Annotated in this window: 22 protein-coding genes and 1 pseudogene; 15 read left to right on the forward strand and 8 right to left on the reverse strand. The window is 68.0% G+C overall.

The genetic code is table 11. The features are described 5' to 3' along the window. Positions 1-223 precede the first annotated feature (223 nt). The 4 genes from OH804_RS15455 to OH804_RS15470 form a co-directional block, all read right to left on the reverse strand. Positions 224-778 carry a hypothetical protein gene (locus OH804_RS15455; RefSeq protein WP_406065999.1) on the reverse strand — a complete coding sequence of 185 codons (555 nt, stop codon included), beginning with the start codon at positions 776-778 and terminating at the stop codon, positions 224-226. Between the two features lie 22 nt (positions 779-800). Beyond that, on the reverse strand, positions 801-1544 hold the full coding sequence (locus OH804_RS15460; protein WP_406066550.1) for an alpha/beta fold hydrolase: 744 nt from the start codon (positions 1542-1544) through the stop codon (positions 801-803). A gap of 97 nt (positions 1545-1641) precedes the next feature. Beyond that, complete coding sequence (locus OH804_RS15465) at positions 1642-2280, reverse strand: DJ-1/PfpI family protein (protein WP_231392606.1); 639 nt, start codon at positions 2278-2280, stop codon at positions 1642-1644. A 20-nt stretch (positions 2281-2300) separates the two neighbouring features. Further along, on the reverse strand, positions 2301-3044 hold the full coding sequence (locus OH804_RS15470) for a GntR family transcriptional regulator (RefSeq protein WP_196922448.1): 744 nt from the start codon (positions 3042-3044) through the stop codon (positions 2301-2303). A gap of 439 nt (positions 3045-3483) precedes the next feature. Between OH804_RS15470 and OH804_RS15475 the strand changes: the two genes are divergently transcribed. From OH804_RS15475 to OH804_RS15525, 11 genes are all read left to right on the forward strand, one after another. After that, positions 3484-4869, forward strand: a complete 1386-nt coding sequence (locus OH804_RS15475) for an extracellular solute-binding protein (protein ID WP_406066002.1) — start codon at positions 3484-3486, stop codon at positions 4867-4869. A gap of 38 nt (positions 4870-4907) precedes the next feature. Further along, a complete protein-coding gene (locus OH804_RS15480) occupies positions 4908-5816 on the forward strand; it encodes a sugar ABC transporter permease (RefSeq protein ID WP_307788664.1) in 909 nt (302 codons plus the stop codon). After that, positions 5816-6727 (forward strand): carbohydrate ABC transporter permease, encoded by a 912-nt coding sequence (locus tag OH804_RS15485; protein WP_196922445.1) that lies wholly within the window; start codon positions 5816-5818, stop codon positions 6725-6727. The genes OH804_RS15480 and OH804_RS15485 overlap by 1 nt, the downstream gene beginning before the upstream one ends. Then, positions 6727-7794, forward strand: a complete 1068-nt coding sequence (locus tag OH804_RS15490) for an ABC transporter ATP-binding protein (RefSeq protein WP_196922444.1) — start codon at positions 6727-6729, stop codon at positions 7792-7794. The genes OH804_RS15485 and OH804_RS15490 overlap by 1 nt, the downstream gene beginning before the upstream one ends. Next, entirely contained in the window at positions 7794-8870 is a 1077-nt protein-coding gene (locus OH804_RS15495; protein WP_406066005.1) for an ABC transporter ATP-binding protein, read from the forward strand. Before OH804_RS15490 ends, OH804_RS15495 begins: the two co-directional genes overlap by 1 nt. Positions 8871-9067: 197 nt before the next feature. Then, positions 9068-10528, forward strand: coding sequence for an NAD-dependent succinate-semialdehyde dehydrogenase (locus tag OH804_RS15500; protein WP_196922442.1), 1461 nt, complete (start codon positions 9068-9070; stop codon positions 10526-10528). After that, positions 10525-10665 (forward strand): hypothetical protein, encoded by a 141-nt coding sequence (locus OH804_RS15505; protein WP_196922441.1) that lies wholly within the window; start codon positions 10525-10527, stop codon positions 10663-10665. Before OH804_RS15500 ends, OH804_RS15505 begins: the two co-directional genes overlap by 4 nt. Position 10666: 1 nt before the next feature. Beyond that, positions 10667-11875: an iron-containing alcohol dehydrogenase gene (locus OH804_RS15510; RefSeq protein ID WP_406066007.1), complete on the forward strand. Its 1209-nt coding sequence runs from the start codon at positions 10667-10669 to the stop codon at positions 11873-11875. Positions 11876-11988: 113 nt separating this feature from the next. Continuing rightward, positions 11989-12723, forward strand: coding sequence for a hypothetical protein (locus OH804_RS15515; RefSeq protein WP_406066009.1), 735 nt, complete (start codon positions 11989-11991; stop codon positions 12721-12723). A gap of 197 nt (positions 12724-12920) precedes the next feature. Next, the gene (locus OH804_RS15520; protein ID WP_406066011.1) at positions 12921-13391 is read left to right on the forward strand and encodes a hypothetical protein; all 471 of its coding nucleotides are present in this window, start codon (positions 12921-12923) and stop codon (positions 13389-13391) included. A gap of 1137 nt (positions 13392-14528) precedes the next feature. Next, complete coding sequence (locus OH804_RS15525; RefSeq protein ID WP_406066013.1) at positions 14529-15233, forward strand: hypothetical protein; 705 nt, start codon at positions 14529-14531, stop codon at positions 15231-15233. 212 nt (positions 15234-15445) lie between these two features. Here the strand turns inward: OH804_RS15525 and OH804_RS15530 are convergent, their stop codons facing one another. Beyond that, positions 15446-15985 carry a DinB family protein gene (locus OH804_RS15530; RefSeq protein WP_406066015.1) on the reverse strand — a complete coding sequence of 180 codons (540 nt, stop codon included), beginning with the start codon at positions 15983-15985 and terminating at the stop codon, positions 15446-15448. A 244-nt stretch (positions 15986-16229) separates the two neighbouring features. Between OH804_RS15530 and OH804_RS15535 the strand changes: the two are divergent. The 4 genes and pseudogenes from OH804_RS15535 to OH804_RS15550 form a co-directional block, all read left to right on the forward strand. Next, positions 16230-16373, forward strand: a pseudogene (locus OH804_RS15535) (site-specific integrase); the annotation flags it as partial. Positions 16374-16726: 353 nt separating this feature from the next. Then, positions 16727-17227, forward strand: coding sequence for a hypothetical protein (locus OH804_RS15540; protein ID WP_406066017.1), 501 nt, complete (start codon positions 16727-16729; stop codon positions 17225-17227). Between the two features lie 510 nt (positions 17228-17737). Further along, positions 17738-18727 (forward strand): hypothetical protein, encoded by a 990-nt coding sequence (locus tag OH804_RS15545; protein ID WP_406066019.1) that lies wholly within the window; start codon positions 17738-17740, stop codon positions 18725-18727. 594 nt (positions 18728-19321) lie between these two features. After that, positions 19322-19777, forward strand: coding sequence for a transposase (locus OH804_RS15550; RefSeq protein WP_406066021.1), 456 nt, complete (start codon positions 19322-19324; stop codon positions 19775-19777). On the opposite strand, the gene OH804_RS15555 is transcribed toward OH804_RS15550, so the two are convergent. The 3 genes from OH804_RS15555 to OH804_RS15565 form a co-directional block, all read right to left on the reverse strand. Next, a complete protein-coding gene (locus OH804_RS15555) occupies positions 19774-20700 on the reverse strand; it encodes a hypothetical protein (protein WP_196922435.1) in 927 nt (308 codons plus the stop codon). The genes OH804_RS15550 and OH804_RS15555 overlap by 4 nt on opposite strands. A 676-nt stretch (positions 20701-21376) precedes the next feature. Continuing rightward, positions 21377-21916, reverse strand: a complete 540-nt coding sequence (locus OH804_RS15560) for a GNAT family N-acetyltransferase (RefSeq protein ID WP_406066023.1) — start codon at positions 21914-21916, stop codon at positions 21377-21379. A gap of 144 nt (positions 21917-22060) precedes the next feature. Then, positions 22061-23014 carry an EamA family transporter gene (locus tag OH804_RS15565; protein ID WP_406066025.1) on the reverse strand — a complete coding sequence of 318 codons (954 nt, stop codon included), beginning with the start codon at positions 23012-23014 and terminating at the stop codon, positions 22061-22063. Positions 23015-23056 lie beyond the last annotated feature (42 nt).

Here is a 23056-nt window from a genome sequence, read left to right on the forward strand (position 1 = left end):
GCGGAGCGAGGCGGACCTGCTGCACGTGCGGTACGAGATCCTCGACGATGCGCTGGTCGCCACTGCCAACGACGAGATCGTCACCGACATGACCAGAAGCGGCCGTGACTTCTTCGATCCGCTACGGGCCCGGGTCGAGGAGCAGGGCGCTGTGTGGGGCTGGCTGGGCACGGCGTACCCAGCAGATGCTCGACATGGTCAAGAGGAGGCTCTCGCACTGCGCTCACTCGGTGGCCAGCGGAACCGGCTGCCCTTGCCTCGCTTCGAGGACCACCCGCTGGCGCAGAGGTTGAGCCAGGTTCAGAGTGGCAGTTCGTGTGTAGCCGGCAAGCGTGCATACCTCGTTGGTGGCATGAGGCTGGGCGATGACGATGACGACGACCGCGTTGGCCGATTCGACCGCCTCAGCGTGGTAGTCGGCACCGCAAGGTCTGGTTGCCGGTCCCCGAGTGCCGGTGAAGGTGACAGTCAACCGGGTACCAGCCCTGGCACCGGTGGCTGATTCGATGGAGATGCCAGGTGGGGAGTTCCATGGCGGCGGTGTCACAGTAACGGTGGCAGAACCACGCGCGTTGCTGACCGCCTGGTCATAGCGGGTCAGGGCCTCGCCCGCTTGCTGGCGCATCTCGCCCAAGCTCTCACCCTTGGGTAGCACACCCTCGTGCGGGTTGTTCACCTCCGAGCTGCAGCCACCCAACACTGCCGCTGCCGCGGCCCAGAACAGCCAGCGGCGTCGGACCACCATTGCGCCACCTCCGCAGCTCATGTCGAAGCTCATCGCTGCGGACCTGCCGCAGCAATCAGTGGCCTCGATCCCAGTTGAGGAAGCATGACAGCAGTTGCCTGAACTCGTGCGGGTGCTCGATCGCCGGCACGTGCCCGCATCGGCCGAACACGTGCAGACGGACATCGGCCAGGTGTTCGAGCAGGGGCTGGGCTGCCGTCCCGAGGGGGGTGACTCGGTCGTCGGCGCCGTGAACGAGCAGCACGGGCGCGCGCACCGCGGCCAGCGTTCGCGCCGAGAGGGTGAGATCGTCGACCCATCGCGCCCTGGGTGGAGGGAACAACGACGCGAATGCGGCCGCCCCCTCTCGCATCGCGGTTGCACGGGCATCGACTGCCGAGTCGGTCACGAGTGCCTGGTCGAGGACGAGGCGACTCAGCATGTCTCGTGCCCCGAGTGGGCCGGCGGGGGCGGCCCAGACCGCGTCGAGTTCGGCGGACAGCGGCGCCCCGGGGGCGCCCATCGTCGCGACCGCCACGACACGGGTGACCTGCTGGGGGCGCGCGGCCGCCAAGGCCAGCGCCACGGCACCGCCCATCGAGTGACCCACCACGGCGTAGTGCTCGATACCGAGGGCGTCCATCAGGCCCGCGGCCTGCTCCGTCCACAGCCGGAGCCCACCCCTGGAGCCTGCCGGGACAGGTGTACGGCCGAACCCCGCCTGGTCAGGAGCCACCAGGTGCAAGGACGTGCCCAGCGCCTGCGCTGTCGCTGCCCAGGCGCCGGACCCGGTCGTGCCGGGTCCGGAGCCGTGCAGCATCAGCACCGCGGGCCCGGTGCCGCTCTCCAGGAGGTGGACGGGAGAGCCGTCGACTGTGACTGTGCGAAGTGCCGTCACCGGGGCAGGCCGGGTGTGCTCATGCCGATGCGGGGTCGACCGACTTCGAGAAGAGCTCCATCATCGCCCTGCCGAACTGCGGCATGTCGGGCCATCCCCGGCAGGAGACGAGGTTGCCGTCCACGACGTCGGGAGCGTCGATGACCGTCGCGCCCGCGTTCTCCATGTCACCGGTGATGGGCGGGAAGCACGCCGTCTTTCGACCCTTCAGCAGCCCGTAGACCGCTGGCACCTGCGCGCCGTGGCACACCAGCGCGATGGGGAGGTTGCGCGCGAAGAAGTGCTCGGTGATGCGCCTGACGTCGGCGTCGACCCGGATCCACTCGGGGGCACGTCCCCCGGGGATGATGAGGGCGTCATAGCGCTCGACGTCGACCTCGGCCCAGGGCACGTCGACCGGCAGCTTCCGGCCGTTCTTCTCCACGTAGGCGTCGGAGTTGGGGTCGAACTCGTGGATGACCAGTTGCACGTCACGCATCGTCCGTGACGAGACGTCGACGTCCCAGCCGCCCTCCTGCACGCGATAGTAGGGATACATGGTGTCGAGCTCCTCGGCGGCGTCGCCGGTCAGGAGCAGCGCTCTGGGCACCTGCTTCTCCTCGCATGTCGGTGGCGGGTGAGGTGGATCCAATCCGATCTGATCGATCGGGGTCAGCATTCCTCGGCCCGGTCCGCCCGTCAAGCCTCTACCGCTATTGCGCCCACGCCCTCGACCTCGTCGAAGAATCGTCGGAAACGCTCGCCGGACCGCAGGATGTGTCGACGCATCGCGTAGGCGGCGGCGTCGGGGTCACGCGCGGCGATCGCGGCCACAACGTCCTCGTGCTCGGCCATGGCCAGGTGAGTGACCTGGGTGTCGTGGTGAAGCCGGAAGAGGTGCACGTGGCTGTGCAGGCGAGCGAGCGCTTCCCGGATGACCTGGTTCTCGGCGCTCAGGGCGACGAGATCGTGAAACGCGGCGTCGCGTAGCCCGAAGGCGCCGTAGGCCATCGGGCCCTTGCCCTCCTCCAACTCCGCCATCTCCTCCAGCATTCGTCGCAGGCCGGCCACCTGCTCGGAGGATGCGCGTTCGGCGGATCTGCGTGCCGCTGCCGGCTCGAGGAGCAGGCGGACCTCGAGCATGTCCTCGAATCGGTGACGGGTGATCTGTGGTGGGATGCGGTAGCCGGCATGGGGAACACGCACGACCAGACCCTCGGCCTCCATGCGGTTCAGAGCGTCTCGGATCGGCGTCTGCGAGACCCCCAGCTCTCGCGCCAGGACGTCGATCGTGACGCGGGAGCCAGGCTCGATCCGTAGCGACATCAGCTGTCCGAGCAGCGTGTCGTACACCTCGTCGGCAAGCCGGCCGCCGGATCTTCCCGGCGGCGTTCCGCCCGTCACGGCCCTACGGCCCCGCGCGTTCATCGCTTCGTCGTCCATCGTGACGTGAGGTCCCTTCTTGCGCCTTCGCGAACCTATTGACACCAGTCACCACACTGCGGCATGCTGACGCCCCCACGCGATCGTATAGGAAAAGCGACGGACGTCCGCCATCTGCACCATCGCGGAACCGCCCGCCACCGCCCTACTTCGGTCACCTGGAGCTCCCACGAGCATGCTCGACGTCCCGCTCGGTTCGTCACCGGGCCGCAGCTGGGCCGAAGGACCTTTCGACGGCATGAAGACCCGGCGCATCGCGGCGCACTCGTGACGCCGGCCCGCGGGTCGGCCCACGCAACAGCCCGGCAACACGCCTGAACCACCCAGCAACTGCTCGGCGAAGCACATAGCGAGGCTCTAGAAGTCCCCACCCCAGAAAGCAGGCCAGAAGATGCGGTATCCACAGCGAACAGGACGAATGTCCATACGCGGTCGAAAGGTGCAGCTGGCGACGGCGGCCATGCTGCTGGTGGCCACGACCGTGGCGGCTTGCGGTGACGGCAAGGACGACGGCGCGAAGGCGAGCGCCCCGAAGGCGCCGGCGACCATCCCGGAGCTCACCACGGACCCGCAGACCCTCAGCTTCATCTGGTTCGACTGGCCCCCCGCCCAGGCACTGGAAGCCTTCGCGAACGCGGAGTACAAGAAGGAACGGCCGAACGCGACCATCAAGGTCAACACCGTGCCGAACGCGAACTGGCACGACGCGATGTTCACCCAGTTCGCCGCGCGCAAGACCGACTTCGACATCGCGATCCTGGACTCCCAACACATCGGCGAGGCCGTGACGAACGGCAACATCCTCGACCTCACCGACTTCGTCAAAGAGAACATCGACGTCAACGCCTACAACCCGTACCTCCTGGCGGCCTACGGCCAGTTCCCCCAGGCGGAGACCGGCAAGCGCGACGAGAACGCCAGCCTGTACGGACTTCCGCTGCTCGGCGACACCTGGACGATGATCTACCGCAAGGACCTGATCGGCGACAAACCACCGCAGACCTGGGACCAGATGATCGCGGCCGCCGAGAAGTGCCAGGCGGACAACCCCGGCGTCAGCGGGCTGGCCTTCCACCAGGCGAACGGCTCCGACGCCGCGGCCGTCACCTACAACACGGTCAACGGCGTCTACGGCGGCAACCTCTGGGACTCCAAGTCGCGCAAGATCGACGGTGTCCTCAACGACGCTGCGGGCCAGGAGGCGATGGACGTCCTGGTCAACAAGATGAAGCCGCTGACCGCCAAGGGCTCCGGCAACTGGTTCATCGACGAGGTGAACGCGGCGGTCGCCCAGGGCAAGGCATGCATCGCGTTCAACTGGATCGCCGCGAGCGGCGGCCTGCTCGATCCGAAGCAGTCGACACTCGGCACCACGCGGAAGCAGATTCTCGACAAGCTGGGTTTTGCCACCCTTCCGAGCCAGAAGACGAACCTGGTCCCTCTCGGCGGTATGGGCATGCACGTGTCGGCCTACTCCTCCAAGGAGAAGCAGGCCGAGGCCCTGAACTTCATGAAGTGGTTCGAGCGGGCTGACGTCCAGAAGAAGTGGGCCGCGGCCGGTGGGGTGCCATCGCGTACGGACGCCCTGGAGTCGCCCGAGTTCCTCAACGCCGGGCCGTTCAACCAGGTGTACACCGACTCGGTTCCGCGGATGCGGGACATGTGGAACGTGCCCGAGTACGCGCGCCTCGTCGACATCGAGAACACCAACGTGAACGCGGCTCTCAACGGCGCGAAGAAGCCGAAGGATGCGCTCGACGACATCGCCAAGGAGCAGCAGAGCGTGCTCGACTCGAGCAGCCGCAAGGGCGGCGGCGGACTGTGAGTGACGCCGTCCCTCTGACGACCGACCACCCCGGGCAGGTGGCATCCGCGCCGCCACCTGCCCGGGGTCGGTCCCGCCGGCTGAGCGACCGCGGGCTCGCCGTTGCCTTCATCTCCCCCGCGATGCTGCTGTTGCTCGCCATGTCGGTGTTCCCGTTGCTGTGGGCGTTGTACCTGTCCTTCACCGACTACTCGGCCACCCGCGGGGGGCCCGCCAATTTCATCGGGTTCGGGAACTACACCGCCATCCTGACGTCGGCGCAGGTCCACACGAGGGCCCTGACGACGTTGATCTACGTGGTCGGCGCGGTCGGCCTGCAGACCGTGCTCGGTTTCGGCATCGCCTACCTGATCTCACGGCGCACGCACGGCCGAGGAGTGCTGACCACCCTGTTCCTGGTTCCGATGATGCTGTCGCCGGTCGTGGTCGGGCTGTTCTGGCGATTCATGCTCGACGCGCAGTTCGGCGTGATCAACAGCATGCTCGGCTCGGTCGGTCTGGGGCAGGTGGAGTGGCTCACCCGGCAGCGGACGGCACTGCTGTCCCTGGTCGTGGTCGACACCTGGCAGTGGACGCCGTTCATCATGCTCATCGCACTTGCGGGCCTCACCGCGGTGCCCAAGTACCTCTACGAGGCCGCCTCGATCGACCGGGCGTCCGAGTGGTTCCGGTTCCGCACCATCACCCTTCCGCTGGTGTGGCCACTGCTTCTCATTGCCGTGATGTTCAGGGCCATCGAGGCCTTCCGGCTGTTCGACCTCGTCTACATCCTCACCAACGGAGGCCCGGGTGTCTCCACCGAGACGTTGTCGTTCCACATCTACAAGGTCGCGTTCCTGGGCTTCAACACCGGAACCGCCTCGGCGTACGGGATTCTCATGGTCCTCGTCGTCATCGTCCTCACGCAGCTCTACCTGCGCTACCTGAACAAGCTCAAGGAGGGCTGATGGCCGTCTCCGTCGACGAGGCCGTGTCCGCGGGTCCTGCCCGGGATCACACGCCTCCCGCGCGCCGATTTCGCGGCCGGGGCCGCTCCGCGCTGGAGGTCGCGCTGCTGACCGTACTGGCCGTCGTGATGCTCTTTCCGGTGCTGTGGATGATCGAGACGTCCATCAAGGAGAACCGTGACGTCTACGCCATCCCGGCGAAGTTCTTCGACTTCGACGTCACTCTGGACCACTTCAAGGACGTGTTCGTCGCCCCGGACGGTGGTCGCTCGGCCTTGTCCGTCTCGTTCCTCAACTCGGTGGTGGTCGCCGGGGTCTCCACGGTGCTCGCCACCGTGCTGGGGGTCCCGGCGGCCTGGGCCTACTCACGCTTCGCCGTGAAGGCCAAGAAGGACCAACTGTTCTTCATCCTGTCCACCCGCTTCATGCCGCCCGTGGTGGTCGTGATCCCGATCTTCCTCATGTACCGCCAGGCCGGACTCATCGACAGCAAGCTCGGCCTGATCCTCATCTACGCCGCGTTCAACGTCCCGTTCACGATCTGGATGATGAAGGGGTTCGTCGACGAGGTGCCCGCGGAATACGAGGACGCCGCCATGCTCGACGGCTACACCCGGTTGCAGGCGTTCTGGCGATACACCCTGCCGCTGCTCGTACCCGGCATCGCCGCGACGGCGGTCTTCGCACTCATCTTCTCGTGGAACGAGTTCGTGTTCGCCACCTTCCTCACCTCCAGCGACAGCGTGCGGACGGCCCCACCCGCCATCGCCGGCCTCATCGGCGGCACCACTACGGACTGGGGTCTCGTGGCCGCCGCCTCCATGGTGTTCGCCCTACCGGTGCTCGTCTTCGCGTACCTGGTGCGCAAGCACCTCATCGCCGGTGTGACGCTCGGGGCGGTGCGACGCTGATGGCGGGCATCGAGGTGAGCGCCCTGCACAAGCGCTACCCGGACGGGACGGTCGCGGTTGACCACGTGGACCTGTCCATCGGCGACGGCGAGCTGTTCGTGATGCTCGGCCCTTCGGGTTGCGGCAAGACGACCACGCTGCGGGCCATAGCCGGCCTGGAGAGGCAGACGACGGGCGACATCCGCATCGGCGACACGCTGGTCAACGACCTGCCGCCCGCCGAGCGCGACATCGCCATGGTGTTCCAGTTCTACGCTCTCTACCCGCACCTGAAAACCCGCGACAACCTGGCGTTCCCACTGCGGGCCGAGGGGCTGCCCAAGCAGGAGGTGCACAAGCGGGTCGACGAGGCGGCCCGGCTGATGCGGCTCGGGCCGCTCCTGAACCGGCGACCCCGCCAGCTGTCCGGCGGGGAGCAGCAGCGCGTCGCGCTTGCTCGCGCCCTGGTACGACGACCGCGCGCATTCCTCATGGACGAACCGCTCACCAATCTGGACGCGGAGCTGAGGGCGGACATGCGCACGGAGATCAAGCACCTGCAGGGGGAACTGGGGGCGACGATGGTCTACGTCACCCACGACCAGGTCGAGGCGATGTCGCTCGGTCACCGAATCGCCATCCTCAACAAGGGCCGCGTCGAGCAGATCGGCACGCCGCTGGAGGTCTACGACCGCCCGGCGAGTCTGTTCTGCGCCGCGTTCATCGGCTCCCCGCCGATGAACCTCATTGAGGTGGAGGTGGCCGACGGGAAGCTGCGCGGTCAGGGCGGACTGGTCCTCACGCCACCGCCAGGCCTGCCGCGCGACCGTCACCTGGTCGCCGGCGTCCGGCCGGAGGCGCTGGAAGTCACCGCACCAGGGGCGGAACGCTCGGTCCCGGCCCGCGTGGTCTCGGCGGAGTGGCTGGGCGACGAAATCATCTACGTGGTCGACCACAGCGGCCAGCGCGACGTCCGGGTTCGGATGCCACCGACTGTCCGTTTCGCCGCTGACGCAACTGTCGGGCTGCGGCACACCGGCGGGACCCCGGCGGTCTACGACGTGAGCACGGAAGAACTGGTGGCCTGATGGGAACCGTGGCAGCGCAAGGGCTGTGCAAGTCCTTCGGGAAGGTCCAGGCCCTGGACGGGGTGACGCTGGACGTACCGGACGGCTCGTTCTTCGTCGTGCTCGGGCCCTCCGGGGCCGGCAAGACGACGACCCTGCGAGCGATCGCCGGCCTTGAGAAGCTCGACGCCGGATCGGTGCATCTGGACGGCAGGGACGCGACCGGTGACACGCCGGCCGCACGCGACCTGGCCATGGTCTTCCAGAGCTACGCCCTCTACCCGCGACACACGGTGTACGAGAACATCGCTTCGCCGCTGCGGGCACGCCGCTGCTCGTCGAGTGAGATCGCCGCCGCCGTCGAGCAGATGTCGAGCCTGCTACACATCGAACGTCTGCTGCAGCGTCGTCCCGCGCAGTTGTCGGGCGGTGAGATGCAGCGCGTCGCCCTGGCCCGGGCGCTGGTCCGGCGCCCGCGCGCGTTCCTCATGGACGAGCCGCTGACGAACCTCGACCTCAAACTCCGCGTCGAGATGCGCACCGAGCTCACCCGCATCCACCGGAGCCTCGGCGCAACCTTCGTCTACGTGACCAACGACCAGGTCGAGGCCCTGTCCATGGCCGACCAGGTCGCGGTCCTCAAGGAGGGGAAGGTGCAACAGGTCGGAACGCCGACCGAGGTGTATGAGCGTCCCGCCAACCAGTGGGTCGCCGGGTTCGTCGGGAGCCCGCCGATCAGCCTGCTCGCCTGCCACGCCGAGGGAGATCGTCTGATCGGTGCGGAAGGCTGGACGCTGCCGCGGCCCCGCTGGACCACGGCTGAGGACGGTCGTGCGCTGCTGCTGGGCCTGCGCGCGGAGGACCTGTCCGTCGAGCAGCGTGGGAACGCGTCGTTGTCGGGTGAGCTCTACGGGCTTGAGCCGCTCGGTGACCGGACGGTGGTCGACGTCCGGGTGGGGACGGAGATCCTCAAGGTCAAGGCACGACCCACCGTCACCGGTACGCCGGGCGAGCAGCTGCATGTCACGGTCGACCTCGATCGTGCGCACCTGTTCGATGCGGGCACCGGGCTGTCGCTGTCCGAGGCTGGGCGGTAAACGAACCGGGCGGCGACGGCACCATGCGTCCGCACGTGGCAATCGAGCCTCGGCGGACCGTCACCAGTGGACACGGCCTGACGACGCTGAGACGGCCGTGGCCCGAGAAGGCGATCGGTGGCGCCCTCCGTTCACGCGCACAGCGCGTTCGTTGAGGCACGCCGGACATCACCAGAAAGATCACAGGAGGCGACGCGATGAGTGACCCGATGAACGTCCTGGCCCCCGAGCACCGGCGGCTCCGGATTGGCGACGCCTGGCGCGACGCCGCAAGCGGAGCCACCTTCGCCGTCGAGGACCCGGCCACCGGCAAGACCATCGCCGAGGTGGCGGATGCCGACGTCGTTGACGGGCTCGCCGCTCTGGACGCGGCGAGCACGGCAATGGCGCAGTGGGCGGCCACCCCGCCGCGGAAACGGTCAGAGTTGTTGACCGCGACGTACCGGGCGTTGACCGAGCGATCCGAGGAGGTCGCCCGGCTGATAACGCTCGAGATGGGCAAGCCGCTCGCCGAGGCTCGGGGTGAGGTGGCCTACGGCGCCGAGTTCTTCCGGTGGTTCGCCGAGGAAGCGGTGCGCGTCGAGGGGCGCTACAGCATTGCTCCCGCGGGTGGATACCGCATCCTCACCGTGCCGAAGCCGGTCGGACCGTGCGTCTTCGTGACGCCCTGGAACTTTCCGTTGGCCATGGGTGCCCGCAAGATCGCTCCTGCGCTGGCCGCGGGCTGCACGACGATCACCAAGCCAGCAGGCCAGACGCCACTCACCATGCTGTTCCTGGCCCGCATCATGGAGGAGGTCGGCGTTCCCCCGGGCGTCGTGAACGTGGTGACCACCAAGCGTTCCGGCGACGTGGTCTCCGCACTGCTGGCCGACAGTCGGACCCGCAAGCTTTCGTTCACCGGGTCGACCGAGGTCGGGCGCGTACTGCTCCGACAGGCTGCCGACAACGTGCTGCGCACCTCCATGGAACTGGGCGGCAACGCGGCCCTGATCGTGTGTGCCGACGCCGACCTGGACGTCGCGGTCGACGGTGCCATGGTGGCCAAGATGCGCAACATCGGGGAGTCCTGCATCGCGGCCAACCGGATCTACGTCGAGGAGCCGGTGCGCGAGGAGTTCACGGCGCGCTTCGCCGAGCGGATGGGCGCGCTTTCGATGGGCCATGGTCTCGACGACGGCGTGAACGTCGGGGCGTTGATCGACGAGGCCTCGGTCACCAAGATCGACGAGCTCGTCGCCGACGCGGTGGATCGCGGCGCCCGGGTCGTGGTGGGCGGTGAGCGTCCGGACGGGCCGGGCCACTTCTACCCGCCTACGGTCCTCGTCGACGTGCCCGAAGACGCGCGGATGCTGGAGGCGGAGATCTTCGGTCCGGTGGCGCCGATCATCTCGTTCACGTCCGACGACGAGGTGATGGCGAAGGCCAACGACACCGAGCACGGCCTGGCCGGATACATCTTCACCCGTGACCTCCAGCGGGCGCTCCGGTTCACCGAAGGGCTGGATACGGGGATGCTCGGCATCAACCGTGGCCTGATCTCGGACCCGTCTGCTCCGTTCGGAGGCGTGAAGCAGTCCGGGATCGGCAAGGAGGGGTCGCACGAGGGCATCCAGGAGTACCTCGACCTCACCTACGTGGCGATCGACCTACCATGACCGGCCTGCTGCTCCGGGCGTCCGGCGTGCGCGCCTGCGTCACCCGGGCGGCCAACCTCGCCGACGCCGTCCCGGTCCCGCAGGTGACCTGGACGTCCGCCCAGCACATCGCCGCCGACGCTCCGGAGAGGCACTGACATGCTTGAGACCGTCCGCGGACCACGCCAGCTGATAGTGGGCGAAGGGGTCGCGCAGAACATCCCACGAGTGGTGGCCGAGAATGGCTCGCGAGTCCTCATCGTGACCGACCAGGTTCTGCTGGGGCAGCCGGGCGTGGCCGGGATCGTGGCCGCGGTGCGGGAGAAGGTCGAGGCCGTCGAGGTGTTTTCCGACGCGACTCCAGACGTGCCACTCGCCGATGTCGCCCTGGCCGTCGCGGTCGCCGCCAAGGTGGACGCCGACGTGATCCTCGCCATCGGGGGCGGCACGGTGATCGACCTCGCGAAAATCGTCGGCGTCATCCGCCGTCACGGCGGGACGCCGCGCGACTACTACGGCGAGTCGAAGGTGCCGGGGCCGACGTTCCCTCTCGTCGCGGTCCCGACGACGTCAGGCACCGGTTCCGAGCTCACACCTGTCTCGGTGTTGACCGACCCGGACCGCGCACTGAAGGTGGGGGTTTCCAGCGTCCACATCGTGCCCGACTTCGCCATCGTCGACCCCGAACTCACCTACACCTGCCCTGCGAGCGTCACCGCCCACTCCGGCATCGACGCGTTTTGTCACGCTGTGGAGAGCTACACCGCGCGACCCCGGGCCCACGGGCCGCGCGACCCGGTGGAGCAGGTGTTCCTCGGCCGCAACCCAATCACCGACCACTACGCGCTCCTGGCCGCCGAGCGGATCGCCCGTAGCCTGCGTCGTGCTGTCAGGGACGGAGGCGACACTGACGCCCGCGCGGACATGTCCTACGGGTCCATGCTCGCCGGGCTCGCCTTTTCCCACGCGGGCAACGCGGCCCCGCACGCTCTTCAATACCCGATCGGCGCGGCCACGCACACGCCGCACGGCCTGGGCGTCGGGCTGCTACTGCCCTACGCACTCGACGCGGCCAAAGATGCCATCGGCGACCGGTTGGCCATCCTCGCCAGAGTGTGCGGGCTCGACGTGACCGACGCCTCGGATACCGAGGCCGCAGACACGTTCCTCACCTGGCTCGACGGGCTCCTCGCCGACATCGGCATCCCTCCCACCTTGGCGGACATCGGCGTGGCGCGCGCCGACCTCCCGCGCTTCGCGGAGATGGCCAGTGGAGTCACCCGCTTGATCCAGAACCATCCGGGCCCGACCGACACCGCCAGTCTGACCGCGATCCTCGAAGCGGCCTGGACCGGGGACCGGACCTGACACGTCCTGACTCCGAGCAGAGATAGTGGCCGGCGGATGGGTCCCGCGAGACTGGGCGCTCGGTGTCACACGGACCGTTGCTTGAAGAGATCACCTGCAGCACCATGATCGCGATGATTAAGCACCTGGACTGGGTTGACCGCTACGTCGCCGGGCAACAAGATCGGGTTTGGCATGAGATGCGGCAGCTTGGCAGCCGCGTCCGTGAGCCAGCCTTCGCCTCTGAGGCGCAGGCGGTGTGCGACGAGATGGCGCGCCGGGCCCGGAGCAACATCGAAACCCTGGTCGCGCGTCTGCGCGAGCAGGGCTACCGATTCCACGAGAACGACGACGACCAGACCCCGACGGAGCCATACACGCCACCCGGCCCCACGGCGGAAGAGCACCTTCACTGGCTGGAACAGCGTCTCGGCCCACTCCCGATGGTGCTGTCGTCGTGGATCCGCATCGTGGGCGACGTGTGGCTGGTCGGAACACACCCGCAATGGCCCAGTTCCGCAGCGGCCGACCCGCTCGTGTTGGAGTTGGCGGGTTCCCGCTACCCCAGCAGCGACATCCGCGAGTACTTCGCGGAAGAGATCGAGGCGTGGCAGGAAGACCAGGACGAGCCATTCCTACTGCCCGTCGCGCCCGACCACTTCCACAAGGACAACGTCAGCGGCGGTGGCCCCTACGGCATCATCCTCCCCGACGCATCCGCCGACGCATACTTCGTGGGCGAGGCCCGCATGCCCCTGGTGGCCTACCTGAACTGGACCTTCAGGCACGGCGGCTTCCCCCGACCCACCGCCGACCAAGCACAGTGGCAAGTCATCCACCAGCTGAGAAAAGGCCTCCACCGCCTCTGACGAATGCAGGCGACGCCTTCCCGAGCGCAACCCGAACCACAGACGGCACAAGTGCTGGGTGGCTCACCGGCGCTTCGTGGCCGCTCGCAGCCATCGGCGCACCAGTTGCCCTGCCCCGCCGCCGTACACGCGCCACCATGCGATGATTTGCCCGCTCGGCGCCGAACAGCCACCGTGGCCGGCATAGGAGATTGATCGTGGGATTCTTCGGCACCTACCTCTTCGATGGAGGCCGGTGGACGGCGCATCAGCCTGACGAACAGCCGACCCTTCCGGAGCCGTGGCTGCTTGTCGATATCCACGACAGCGACATCGCAACGCTCACCTACCGTCCGGCCGGTCCAGGTAGCGGCGTCGCTTACCTCGGCTACACCCCGCGCACGTACTTCGAGAGTTCGGACGCCTCAGCTCCAACTGACGTCGTGCGTGAAGCTGCCGGCCTGAGCGTCTGGTGGGGGCGGCAGCGTGGCGGGGCGAGCGACACCGAGCGCAGTGCGAAGGAAGGCGAACTGACCGCCTATCTCGCCGCGGACCTCGACCCTGCAGACATCGACCCCGACGACGAGGATAACGACGATCTCGACGATGCCGAGATCTTCGTCGAGGTCAAGGCAGCACGGTTCCTCACGGCGCTGGGCCTGCCGATGCCCGACGCCCTTTCCCGGTGACCATCCCCGCCTCCCCGACTGCACCACTGAACCTCGGCATCGGTTGTCCGACTCGGTAGTGGCTCTCGGTTCAGAGCGCAGTTGGTCGACGTGCTGGCTGGTCTGCTTCAACGAGGGTGGCGAAGCGACGGCCGGACTCGAACCGACGACCCCTTGACCCCCATAGGCCGGCGATCGGTCTTGATTGGCTCATTCCGCTGGTCGACGCTCTTGTCTCCCGACAAGGGGCAGTTGACCCGCGCTCGGCCATCACGGTGTGCTGGACATGCCGCCATCACTTCCATGGAAGGCTGCGTCGTTCGGAAGGCCATCGACTCCGGTACCCCTGCCACGCGCGCTGCCCCGCCTCGACCTTGTGCTCTTCTTGGCGATCTGCCGAGCAGCGCGCTTCGCCAGCTGTAACTGCTCCTCCCGGGTCAGGGCTCGGGATGCTCGTCGGCGGCTGGCCAACAGCGCCAAACCCACGAAAATCAACAATATGAGCACAACCACAATGCTCCACAAGAGGAGGTGGCCATCCATGCCTGCACGGTAACGGAGACAGGCAACATTCCACCCGGCGTGACAGTTCGACCCGTCCGTCGTCCTCCTCCTGGTCACCGCTCAGCACACGCGCCACCCTGGGGGTCTGCGTCTCGTCGAGGGTCGGGTCGGGTCCGGTCAACGTCAGCCGGCGTTCGGCACCATGAAGGCGTCCCACAACGCTACCCGGCCGGCATCGTTGGTTGCGCACCATGTGTGGGCCCCGCCCGGTCCCCCAGGTGTCGGTACCTGGCGACGACAGCCGACGGTTCAGGAAGTGTGGACACGGCCGGAAGACACACACCACCGACTTCACTTGACCTGCCGCGCTATGTCGGCAGCAAGTCCATGAACTGACCGCCGTTGACCCGCGGCTGCCGCCCCATCGGGCGCGCAACGGGCACGGCGCACGCGGGAGCGCCCGCACCGCCAATCTGGAAGGACGACGACCACCGTCCGGAGATGCCCGAGACGCCTATGGTGGCAGGCGAGCGGGTCACGACTCCTGCCAGCTCGTGCCAGCCCGGGGCACCGGCTACTTCCACAAAGCTATGGCGGCCGTTGGCGTCATGCGGGGGTCAGGCTGGGCTCAGAGATCTGTGCCAGAATCGGCCGATGCCCCTGATTCCAGGCTATGAGGACGACCCCTTGGTCGATGGGGCGTACCTGATAGACGAGCCACTTTTCTGGGCGAGCCACTTGTTGCAATGCACCAACGGCGTCGAAGAGCCGCTGTGTGCGGGATTTGGGGTCAGCAAGGCCGACCTGTTGCAGTTTTTCGAACGGGTCAGCGCTGAGCGCCAGTGGCCAGCGCTGTCAGTCCCGCTCCCGGCAGGGCACGTGCTTCATGTCTTGTACCGCAACCTTCCCGGGGAAGGAGGGTACGACTATCTGCTGCACCATCCTGATTGGAAGGCGACGGTTCCCCTGGCAAGGGTCGAAGGTTGCTTCAGGGGGCCCGGACTGTGCTGGCCAGAGTTGCTCGCCGTCGCGCATAAGGCGGCCGAAGCCGGATCGGCGCCGCGCCTTGACCCTCACACTTTCCTTCTGTTGTTGCCGATCATGAGTGACGCGGACCTCCCCTTGGACGCGGACGACGTCCTCGCTGCGATGTTGACCGCCTGCGGCGCCGCTGGAGAGACCGGGGTGCTCGCTCGGATCCTCCTTGAGGAGCAGGGCTGCTGGGGTCCGCAGCACTGGACTCTGACCCCGGCCGGGCGGATCAGCGAGACTAGGTACGCGTTCCGCCGCCCTGGGGCCATGTCGTCAGACATGCTGGCTCAGGTCAGTTTGCTGCTGGAGCCCCATGGCAACGCCTGACAACCGCGCTGCTGCGGCGGATCTCTGAGGAGGGCCGGGATTCGGGGTGGAGCCCCAGGTCTTTGACCGTGTCGTCCACGGGTGTCCGTCGTGATCGTCACCCGGTCTGTCACTTACTGGCTCCGGGCCGCCCCGGTTCTGCTGTCCGCCGTTCCTCACGGTGTGGTTGCATGCTGGGGGCGGTCCTTATACTGACCCACCGCCCCGGTGGGTCACAGGCCGGTTCGCCCGTCGATGCACTCGCGCAGGAGGTCGGCGTGGCCAGCGTGCCGCGCATACTCCTCGATCACGTGGACAAGCACGTCGCGCGTGGCGTGGCGGCTACCGTCGACCGACACCTCGCGGCCCAGGTCGGCCTCCTCCAGGGCGTCGAGCCATTCGTCCGCCTTGGCGATCTCGGCCTTCCAGGTTGCGAAGGCGTCCTTCACCACCGCTGGGTCGGAAACCGCGGCCCCGAAGTCCCAATCCGGGTCGTCCTCACGCTGGTAAAGGCGCGGTGCGTCGGTCCGCCCTTGCAGCACACGCTGGAACCAGTCGTTCTCCATCTGAGCCAGGTGGCGGACCAGGCCGAGCAGACTCAGGGTGCTGGGCGGTACCGAGCGTCGGCCGAGTTGCTCGGCGTCCAGTCCGTCGCACTTCATCTCTACGGTCAGACGGTAGTTGCCGAGGTATTCCCTGTAGGTCGCCTTTTCGCCGACGGGCTGACCGAAGGTCCTGGGGTCGTCCCCGGGGGCGGTCCACAGTTTGCTCACGGCGCCACCCAATCGCGGGCGGACCGCACCAGTCAAGCGAGTTGCGGTGCCCCAACTTCGACGGCCGCTCTCACAACGCCGCACTGATTCCACCGTGCCATCCCGTCGCCGTCGACCCGCCCTCTGGGGAGCGGGCCGCCGCCCGGCCCGCCACGTCAAGCAGACCTTGACGGCTGGTACGGACGCTGCTGGGTCGGGCGGCGCGCGCCCCAGGCGGCGGCGCGTGCGGCCCGCCAAGGGCCGCCTTAAGCAGATCGCGGACCTCTGCGGCCACTCCGGCACGACGGTCACCGAGAGCGTCTATCGGCACCAACTACGGCCGGTGCTCCTGGGCGGCGCAGTCGCCATGGACCGGATCTTCGACGCTGAGGCGCAGTCACTCAATTAGTCACCCAGGTACGACAAAGGGGCCCCATGACTTGTCCATCGTTACGACTGGAGACCAGTGGCGCGCGTCCTCGCTCCGTTGGCCACTCACTAGGCTTCGACGCGCTGCGCGGTCGCCTCTGACACCTTCCTGTCTTCGACGATGCCAGCGGACGCCAGCCGATCTCCAGTGGTTCCCAGGCAGGCGGAGCCGGGCCAGCATCCGCAGCAGACCGACACCTGCGAGCACTGCGCGGCACCCATCGTCCACAGTCACGACGCGCCTCGCGTCCAGCTCCAGTCCCAGGGCTCGGTGCTCGTCGGCCAAATAACTGGTCCCACCCGTTCGACCGGGGCTGGTAGCGTGCGCCGAACATGAAGATCATGGGGGAAACATCGATGAACCGAACTCGACTCGTCCTGACTGGCATGGCCGTTGCGGCGGTGATCGCGATGTCCGGCTGCGATCCGCAGCCCGAATCGGAGAGCACCGCAACCTCGCCGTCCCCGGCAGCCTCGAGCGCCGCCCCGACCAGCGCTGCGGCCACCCCCGCAACCAGCGACGCGGCCACAGTGAAGGCCTGCACCGACATCAAGAAGGACATCAAGGACAACGCGGCCAAGGTCACCAAGGCCGAGAAAATCGGCCCGCCAGCCGGGCATTTCGCGGTCAGCGCCCAATGGGCCGCCGGCTCGGTCGCGATCCTGGCGCACTCGCTGGGCGCCAACGAGGCAGTCACCGCCGCCTCCGAGAAAATCCAGAACGAGATGATGGGCCTGAGCGACGCGTACAACAAGTCCGCCGACGCCAAGCCCAGCAAGAAGGCCCTTGAAGCTGCCATCAAGGAGCTGGACACCGCCTGCTCGGCCGCCTGACCGGTTCGACCACGCAATCGGCGGTGACCCTCACCTGGAGGGTCACCGCCGATTCGCATGTCCGTGCGGCCTGCGGCACCTGGGTGAGCCTCTGAGCAACCCACGGTCAGCCTGCGCGACGCCCAGCGAGCGACCGCGAAGAGCGGCGCGTCCTCCGGCGAGCAGATACGCCACCGGCTCTACCGCGCCGGCAACCGGCAACTCAACCGGGTGCTGCACATCATGGCCACCGTGCAACCACGCAACCCCAACCGAAGGACGCGCCTACGTCGACCCGAAGAAGACCACCGGCAAGACATCGATGGAGGCGATGCGCGCGCTGAAACGACGCTTGTCCGACATCGTCTACCGGTGCATGATCAGCGACGCGGTGGCCACGGCGGCGGGCTCCACGCGACTTGCACCACTTCGCGCATGGCGGATACAGCGGAATCCCGACGATCCGGCTGAGCCGGGACCGTAGCTGCTCAGCAAGTCAGGACCAGCACGAGGGCCATAAGATTCACTTCTATGGTCCGCACCACGCCTCCGCGTCCCCTGGACATCACCGCGTTATTCCCCGAACTGCGGGAACATTCCACCACGGCTACCCGCCTGCATCCCCGACCTGGCGCTCCGACCGTTGCGGATAGCTCGGTCGGCGGACCGCTGCTGTGGCCGGCCGACGAGGTATGGCCGGTCTGCGACGACGCCGGGGCACATGAGCCATGGGGCCTGACGACCCTGGCCGCCCTGCACCGCAGGCGGGAGATCCTCGCGACAGCAGAAGCCCGGGAGCCGTTGCCGGGCGGGGACTTCTTGACTGTGGAGGAGCGTGCCGAGCTCGATGCGGCCGTTGCTCTGGACTTGGACGACCTGATCGAGGACCCCATCCCGTTGGTCCCGGTCGCGCAACTGTACCGACGCGATATCCCGGACTACGCCGGTCCGGACGGCACCGACCTGCTCCAGGTGCTGTGGTGCCCGGTGGACCACTCGGACCGGCACTACAGCCCTCGCGTCTTCCTCTACTGGCGCGACAGTTCCGCCGTCGGCCCGCTACTCGAAGCTCCTCCCGAGCCGCCGGTGATCAGCGACATGTACCTGCCGGTTCCGTGCGTGGTGCATCCCGAGCAGGTCCGCGAGTACCAATACTCCGATCTGCTCCCCGATGACCTACGCGAACGGCTCGACGAGTGGGATGACGGCCAAGGCGATAGCCGTCCCCACTACCAGAGCGACTTGTCGCTGGCGCCGGGATGGAAGGTCGGCGGGTACGCGAACTGGTCACTGACCGATCCGTACCCGATGGACTGTGCTGCCTGCGGCACCACGATGACCTTGATTCTCACCGTGGATTCGGGCGACTGGAACGGCAAGCATTGCAGCTGGCGCCCGTCCGAGGAGAACCCGACCGCGTCGCCAGACATCGTCGGTGTGCAAATTGGGCGCGGCTACTCGCTGTACGCCTTTCGCTGCCCCGAATCATTCGATCATCCCCCGGCCACGGCTGTGCAGTGACGCGGCCTCCCTCCATCGCCTGCCGACCTCCGAAACGCACTCGAATCGACAGAGCCGCGAGCGTTCGCTGGGTGGCCGCCCGTTACGCGACATCGCTAATCCGTACTACGACCGGCCGTACCGGCGTCACGACCTGCCGATCAGCGGTAGGCCGGTTACCCCGATGCATCTCGCTACGACAAGTCGTACCGGAATCTGCACCGGAGCCAGTACGCCGAGCCCAGCCGTGACTAGAACCAGCCCGCCGGTCGACGACGCGGGCAATGCCGTCGGCCAGGCCGGCACTCGGATCGACCGGCCGCGTTGCCCGCGTCTACGCCCCTTCCCCAATGGCCAGTTGCACCTGGATCACCTGGGCGCGTTCGGCCGCCGCGCTGGCGCCGTAGTGCCGGGGCATGTCCTCGGAGGACCGGCCCAACAGCAGCATCAGGTCGCCGGTGTTCCCGCCGGCACGTCTCCACTCGTGGGCGAAGTGATTGGCCGCGCACGCCGATCCCGCCGTCCGGGCTGCACGTCGGCGACCCCCGCGGGGTTCTCGACATTGCGGCGGGGCGGCGGCACAACCTGCGGCTGCGGCAGTGGCAGATCGGCCGGTTGATTCAGGTCCTCACCGACAAGGCCACCCTTGCCGGGATCACCGTGCGACTCGTCGACGAACGCGGCACCTCCTCGACCTGTCCCGCCTGCCGGCGGCGGGTACCGAAACCCCGTGGACGCACCTTGTCCTGCCCACACTGCCGATTCTCCGGGCACCGCGATCTCGTCGCGGCGGCCAGCATCGCCACCCGCATCCCGGGCGGCGGACCCACCACCCCCACCACAGCCGATCCTGTGTTGCCTGGGGTGGTCACGCACCGTCGAGTCGGCCGGAACCTCCCCGGCACCGGTCGGTCCCGGCGTGACCCCCGCCGCCCACCCCGGCCGGCGAGAGGATCAGATGGCCAGCGGAGGCCCGCCCCACCACCCAGTGGGGAGTCGCTCGCCCTCAAGGGCGAGGATCCACAACACCCCACCGGCCCACCCGGGGAACGTTCGTGGACACCGCACTAGGGGTCGACGCAGTACTCCGCGACCGGGGGCGTCCGACGGTTCGCCGACACCACCCTGCCGATCCACTGGAAGGGACTGAGTTGCATCCCCCGGGGCCTGAGCTGGCAGATCCGGCCGCCTGCCAGCTCGCTCGGGGCCATGCTCTCCATCCTGGGTGGATAGCCGGTCGAGGCGACGATCGCGTAGCCGTCGTTGACGCTCACCACGAGCACGGAGCGTTCCGTCTTCGTGCCGGCGTCTTCGAGGTTCATCCGCGTCAGACCGTCCACCACACGCCCGACGGCGATCCGGGACAAGCTGTAGCGGGGCCAACCGGACGCGGCTAGCCCTTCCTCGACGACCAGAGCCGCGAGCACGATGGCCGCGACGATCGCGATGCCCCGGCGATGCGGCGCCAGCCGGCGCCGGGCCCAGATCCACCCGAGACTCACCAGGAAGGCGATGAGCTGCAACAGCAGGTAGTTCAACGGAACGAAGATCGCGAAGCCGGCGGCGAGGCCGGCCGCCGCCCAGTTGGTGGCACGGAGGGTCCAGCCCAGCCAGCCGCGTTGCCGGGCGAGGTAGACGAGCGACGCCGCGATGGTCGGCAGGAACAGCGGCAGCAGCAGCGCCATCAGGCCGAGCGGGTTCCCCTCCTGCACGATCGAACGGAGGAGGACGTGCTGACCGGTCAACGACAGCAGGAGCAGCACCAGCAGCAGCGGGAGCGCCGTCAGTACGGCCGGCATCAGGTCGTCGGCCACGCTCGTCCGATCCGGGCCGTAGCTGACGGTACTGCTGCTGACGCTGCTCCTGTTGCTGATGCTGCTGTCGACGTACACGTCGCCGGCGGCGTGGACGTGCATCGTCCTGGGGGCGTCGCCGCCCGCCTGAGCCGTGGATCCGGCTCGGCGTCGCCTGCGCCGTGGCCTGGGAGCTGGCATCACGCGAAGGTACCGAGCTTCGCCGGCGCCGTTCCTGTTGTGTCGTCCATGCGATCCATGCCGGGCGGACTCGCCGGCCGGCGGAATCGATGAATCGGCGAGAGATTCCTCCGCGGTCGTGTCGGTCCCTGAGCCCCCGTTCGACGTTGGGGTGCGAGGGCCCGTCTACCCCGGCGGTACGGCGACCGAGTTGCTACGCAAGGTCCGGGGACAGTTCGGCCGGCCGTTCGATGCAGCCGACTGCATCCGGCCAGAGACGCTGGCGTCGGTAGTGCTGACCGCCCTCGACCTGCGCGACGACGCATACCCACCCGAAGTGTCGGTGCTGCCAGCACCTCGCAAATGATCAGCCGCGCCTGCATCGGGCCGCCGACGACTGCTCGCGCACCCGACTCATCGGCAGTAGTAGCGCACCGTGCCCCCGCCCGCGATCAACTCGCAGTGGAGCAGGGCAGGGCTTGTTGGCACTCTCCGACGCACTGTCTTCGACAGATCCGGACGCCTGCACCTCGGGGCACCGAGCACCGAAGGGGACGGCTCGTCGTCTGCCTGTGCGCACGACCACCGGCCGATCCGTATACATCGGGCCGGAAACCCTTCGCCTTGCTCGACGTGGCACCAGCGCGATGCCGACCGCGAGGCTTTCCGGCATCGGGAGAGACGCCGAACCGGCCGGCTACGGCGTCCAGTCTCGCCGGAGCAGACCGTAGATCACCATGTCCACGAAGCCGTCGCCGTCGTACTCGCGCTCCCGCTGGGTGCCTTCGTGCGTGAAGCCGCACGTCTCCGCGGTCCGCCGCATGGCCGTATTGCTGGCCAGCGTCTCCAATTCCAGGCGGCGTAGGTTGCGGTTGCGGAAGCCGTACCGGCAGAGCAGCCGGATCACCTCGGTCCCATACCCCTGGCCGCGCGCCTCGGGCAGCAGGGAGATGCCGAGGTGGGCGTACTGATTGAACGCGTTGATCCCCCACAACGTGCCGCCACCGAGGAAAACGCCGTCGGCCACGGTTTCGGCCAGCAGCGAAACGATCGTCTGGCCGTCGGGCGGCTCGGTGACCTGCTTCTCCAGCCGGGCCCGAACTTGGCCGACGTGACGCGGCAGGAATGGCTCGCCGTCTGTGATCAGGTGCAGCTCGGGATCACCGTACAGAAGGAACATGTTCGGCGCGTCGTCGGGCGTGGGCGGACGCAGTCGGACCCGGTCGGTGGCGAACATGCCGCGACGCTAACAGCCGGTATGGAGTTCCACGATCGGATTACGCAGGGTCGCCCGGACCGCGCGGCGTTCCATAGTCCGCCGTGACGACGACGAACGTGCGCGTTGATGCCGGCGGTCGGTGAGCCGGCATCGGGATCCCGATCAGCGCGCGGAGGTGTCGTAGCTGCGGATTAGACGGCCGCGGCCGGGACGTACTCGGGGCTTGCGGCCCTCGCTCGCGGCCGTGGTGTTCTTGCCGTCCGCTGTGGAGCGCCGGACCACCAGCGCCAGCCCGGCGAGGATGATGGCGGCCGCGGCAAGCTCGGTCGCGCCGACGGGCTCGTCGAGCAGTAGCCACGCCGCGCTGAGCCCGAAGACCGGCACCAGGAGGCTGAACGGCGCCACCCGCGCGACCGAATACTGGGCGATCAGCCGGTTCCAGATCCCGAAGCCGACGAGGGTCGACACGTACGCGATGTACATCACGGCGAGTAGCCCCCGCCACGACAGGCCGGTGATCGCATCCAGCACCGCCTGTCCCCCGTCGACAACGCCGGCCAGCCCGAGCAGCGGCAACGGCGGCACCAGGCTCGACCAGACCAGCAGCGAGAGCGGTCGCGTCTCGCCGCTGGCCCGCATGACCAGGTTCGCCGTGGCCCAGCTGGCCGCCGCGAACAGCGTCAGCACGAAACCGATCACCGTGGCGTGGCCGCCGCTGCCGATCGCCAGCAAGCCGATCCCGACCGATCCGACCAGCACGCCGGCCACCTGCGCCCGCGCCGGCCGCTCGCCCAGCACCGCCGCCGCCAGCAGCACCGACATCAGGGCCTGTGCCTGCAGCACCAGCGAGGCCATTCCGGCCGACATGCCAGCCGCGAGCGCCGTGAACAGCGCGCCGAACTTCAGGACGCCGAGCACCAGGCCGTAGGCGACCACGTAGCGGAGCCGGGCGCTGGGGCGCGGCACCAGGAAGACCAGCGGCACCGCCGCCGCGATGAAGCGCAGCGCGGTCAGCACGAGCGGCGGCAGGTCGCGCAGGCCCAGCTCGATGGCGACGAAGTTGACGCCCCAGATAGCGGCGACGAGCAGGGCGAGAAGTCGGTGTGATGCTTTCATGCCGGCTACGCTGCCCGAGGCAACGCTTAAGGACCAGTTCAA

Origin of the sequence: Micromonospora sp. NBC_00860, from assembly GCF_045207375.1 — a bacterium.
Classification (GTDB): Bacteria; Actinomycetota; Actinomycetes; order Mycobacteriales; family Micromonosporaceae; genus Micromonospora; species Micromonospora vinacea.

Coding starts and splice junctions, on each gene's coding strand:
- OH804_RS15455 (WP_406065999.1), bottom strand. CDS start 778: ATGAGCTTCGACATGAGCTGCGGAGGTGGCGCAATGGTGGTCCGACGC.
- OH804_RS15460 (WP_406066550.1), bottom strand. CDS start 1,544: ATGCTGCACGGCTCCGGACCCGGCACGACCGGGTCCGGCGCCTGGGCA.
- OH804_RS15465 (WP_231392606.1), bottom strand. CDS start 2,280: ATGCTGACCCCGATCGATCAGATCGGATTGGATCCACCTCACCCGCCA.
- OH804_RS15470 (WP_196922448.1), bottom strand. CDS start 3,044: ATGGACGACGAAGCGATGAACGCGCGGGGCCGTAGGGCCGTGACGGGC.
- OH804_RS15485 (WP_196922445.1), top strand. CDS start 5,816: ATGGCCGTCTCCGTCGACGAGGCCGTGTCCGCGGGTCCTGCCCGGGAT.
- OH804_RS15490 (WP_196922444.1), top strand. CDS start 6,727: ATGGCGGGCATCGAGGTGAGCGCCCTGCACAAGCGCTACCCGGACGGG.
- OH804_RS15495 (WP_406066005.1), top strand. CDS start 7,794: ATGGGAACCGTGGCAGCGCAAGGGCTGTGCAAGTCCTTCGGGAAGGTC.
- OH804_RS15500 (WP_196922442.1), top strand. CDS start 9,068: ATGAGTGACCCGATGAACGTCCTGGCCCCCGAGCACCGGCGGCTCCGG.
- OH804_RS15505 (WP_196922441.1), top strand. CDS start 10,525: ATGACCGGCCTGCTGCTCCGGGCGTCCGGCGTGCGCGCCTGCGTCACC.
- OH804_RS15510 (WP_406066007.1), top strand. CDS start 10,667: ATGCTTGAGACCGTCCGCGGACCACGCCAGCTGATAGTGGGCGAAGGG.
- OH804_RS15515 (WP_406066009.1), top strand. CDS start 11,989: ATGATTAAGCACCTGGACTGGGTTGACCGCTACGTCGCCGGGCAACAA.
- OH804_RS15525 (WP_406066013.1), top strand. CDS start 14,529: ATGCCCCTGATTCCAGGCTATGAGGACGACCCCTTGGTCGATGGGGCG.
- OH804_RS15540 (WP_406066017.1), top strand. CDS start 16,727: ATGAAGATCATGGGGGAAACATCGATGAACCGAACTCGACTCGTCCTG.
- OH804_RS15545 (WP_406066019.1), top strand. CDS start 17,738: ATGGTCCGCACCACGCCTCCGCGTCCCCTGGACATCACCGCGTTATTC.
- OH804_RS15555 (WP_196922435.1), bottom strand. CDS start 20,700: ATGCCAGCTCCCAGGCCACGGCGCAGGCGACGCCGAGCCGGATCCACG.
- OH804_RS15560 (WP_406066023.1), bottom strand. CDS start 21,916: ATGTTCGCCACCGACCGGGTCCGACTGCGTCCGCCCACGCCCGACGAC.
- OH804_RS15565 (WP_406066025.1), bottom strand. CDS start 23,014: ATGAAAGCATCACACCGACTTCTCGCCCTGCTCGTCGCCGCTATCTGG.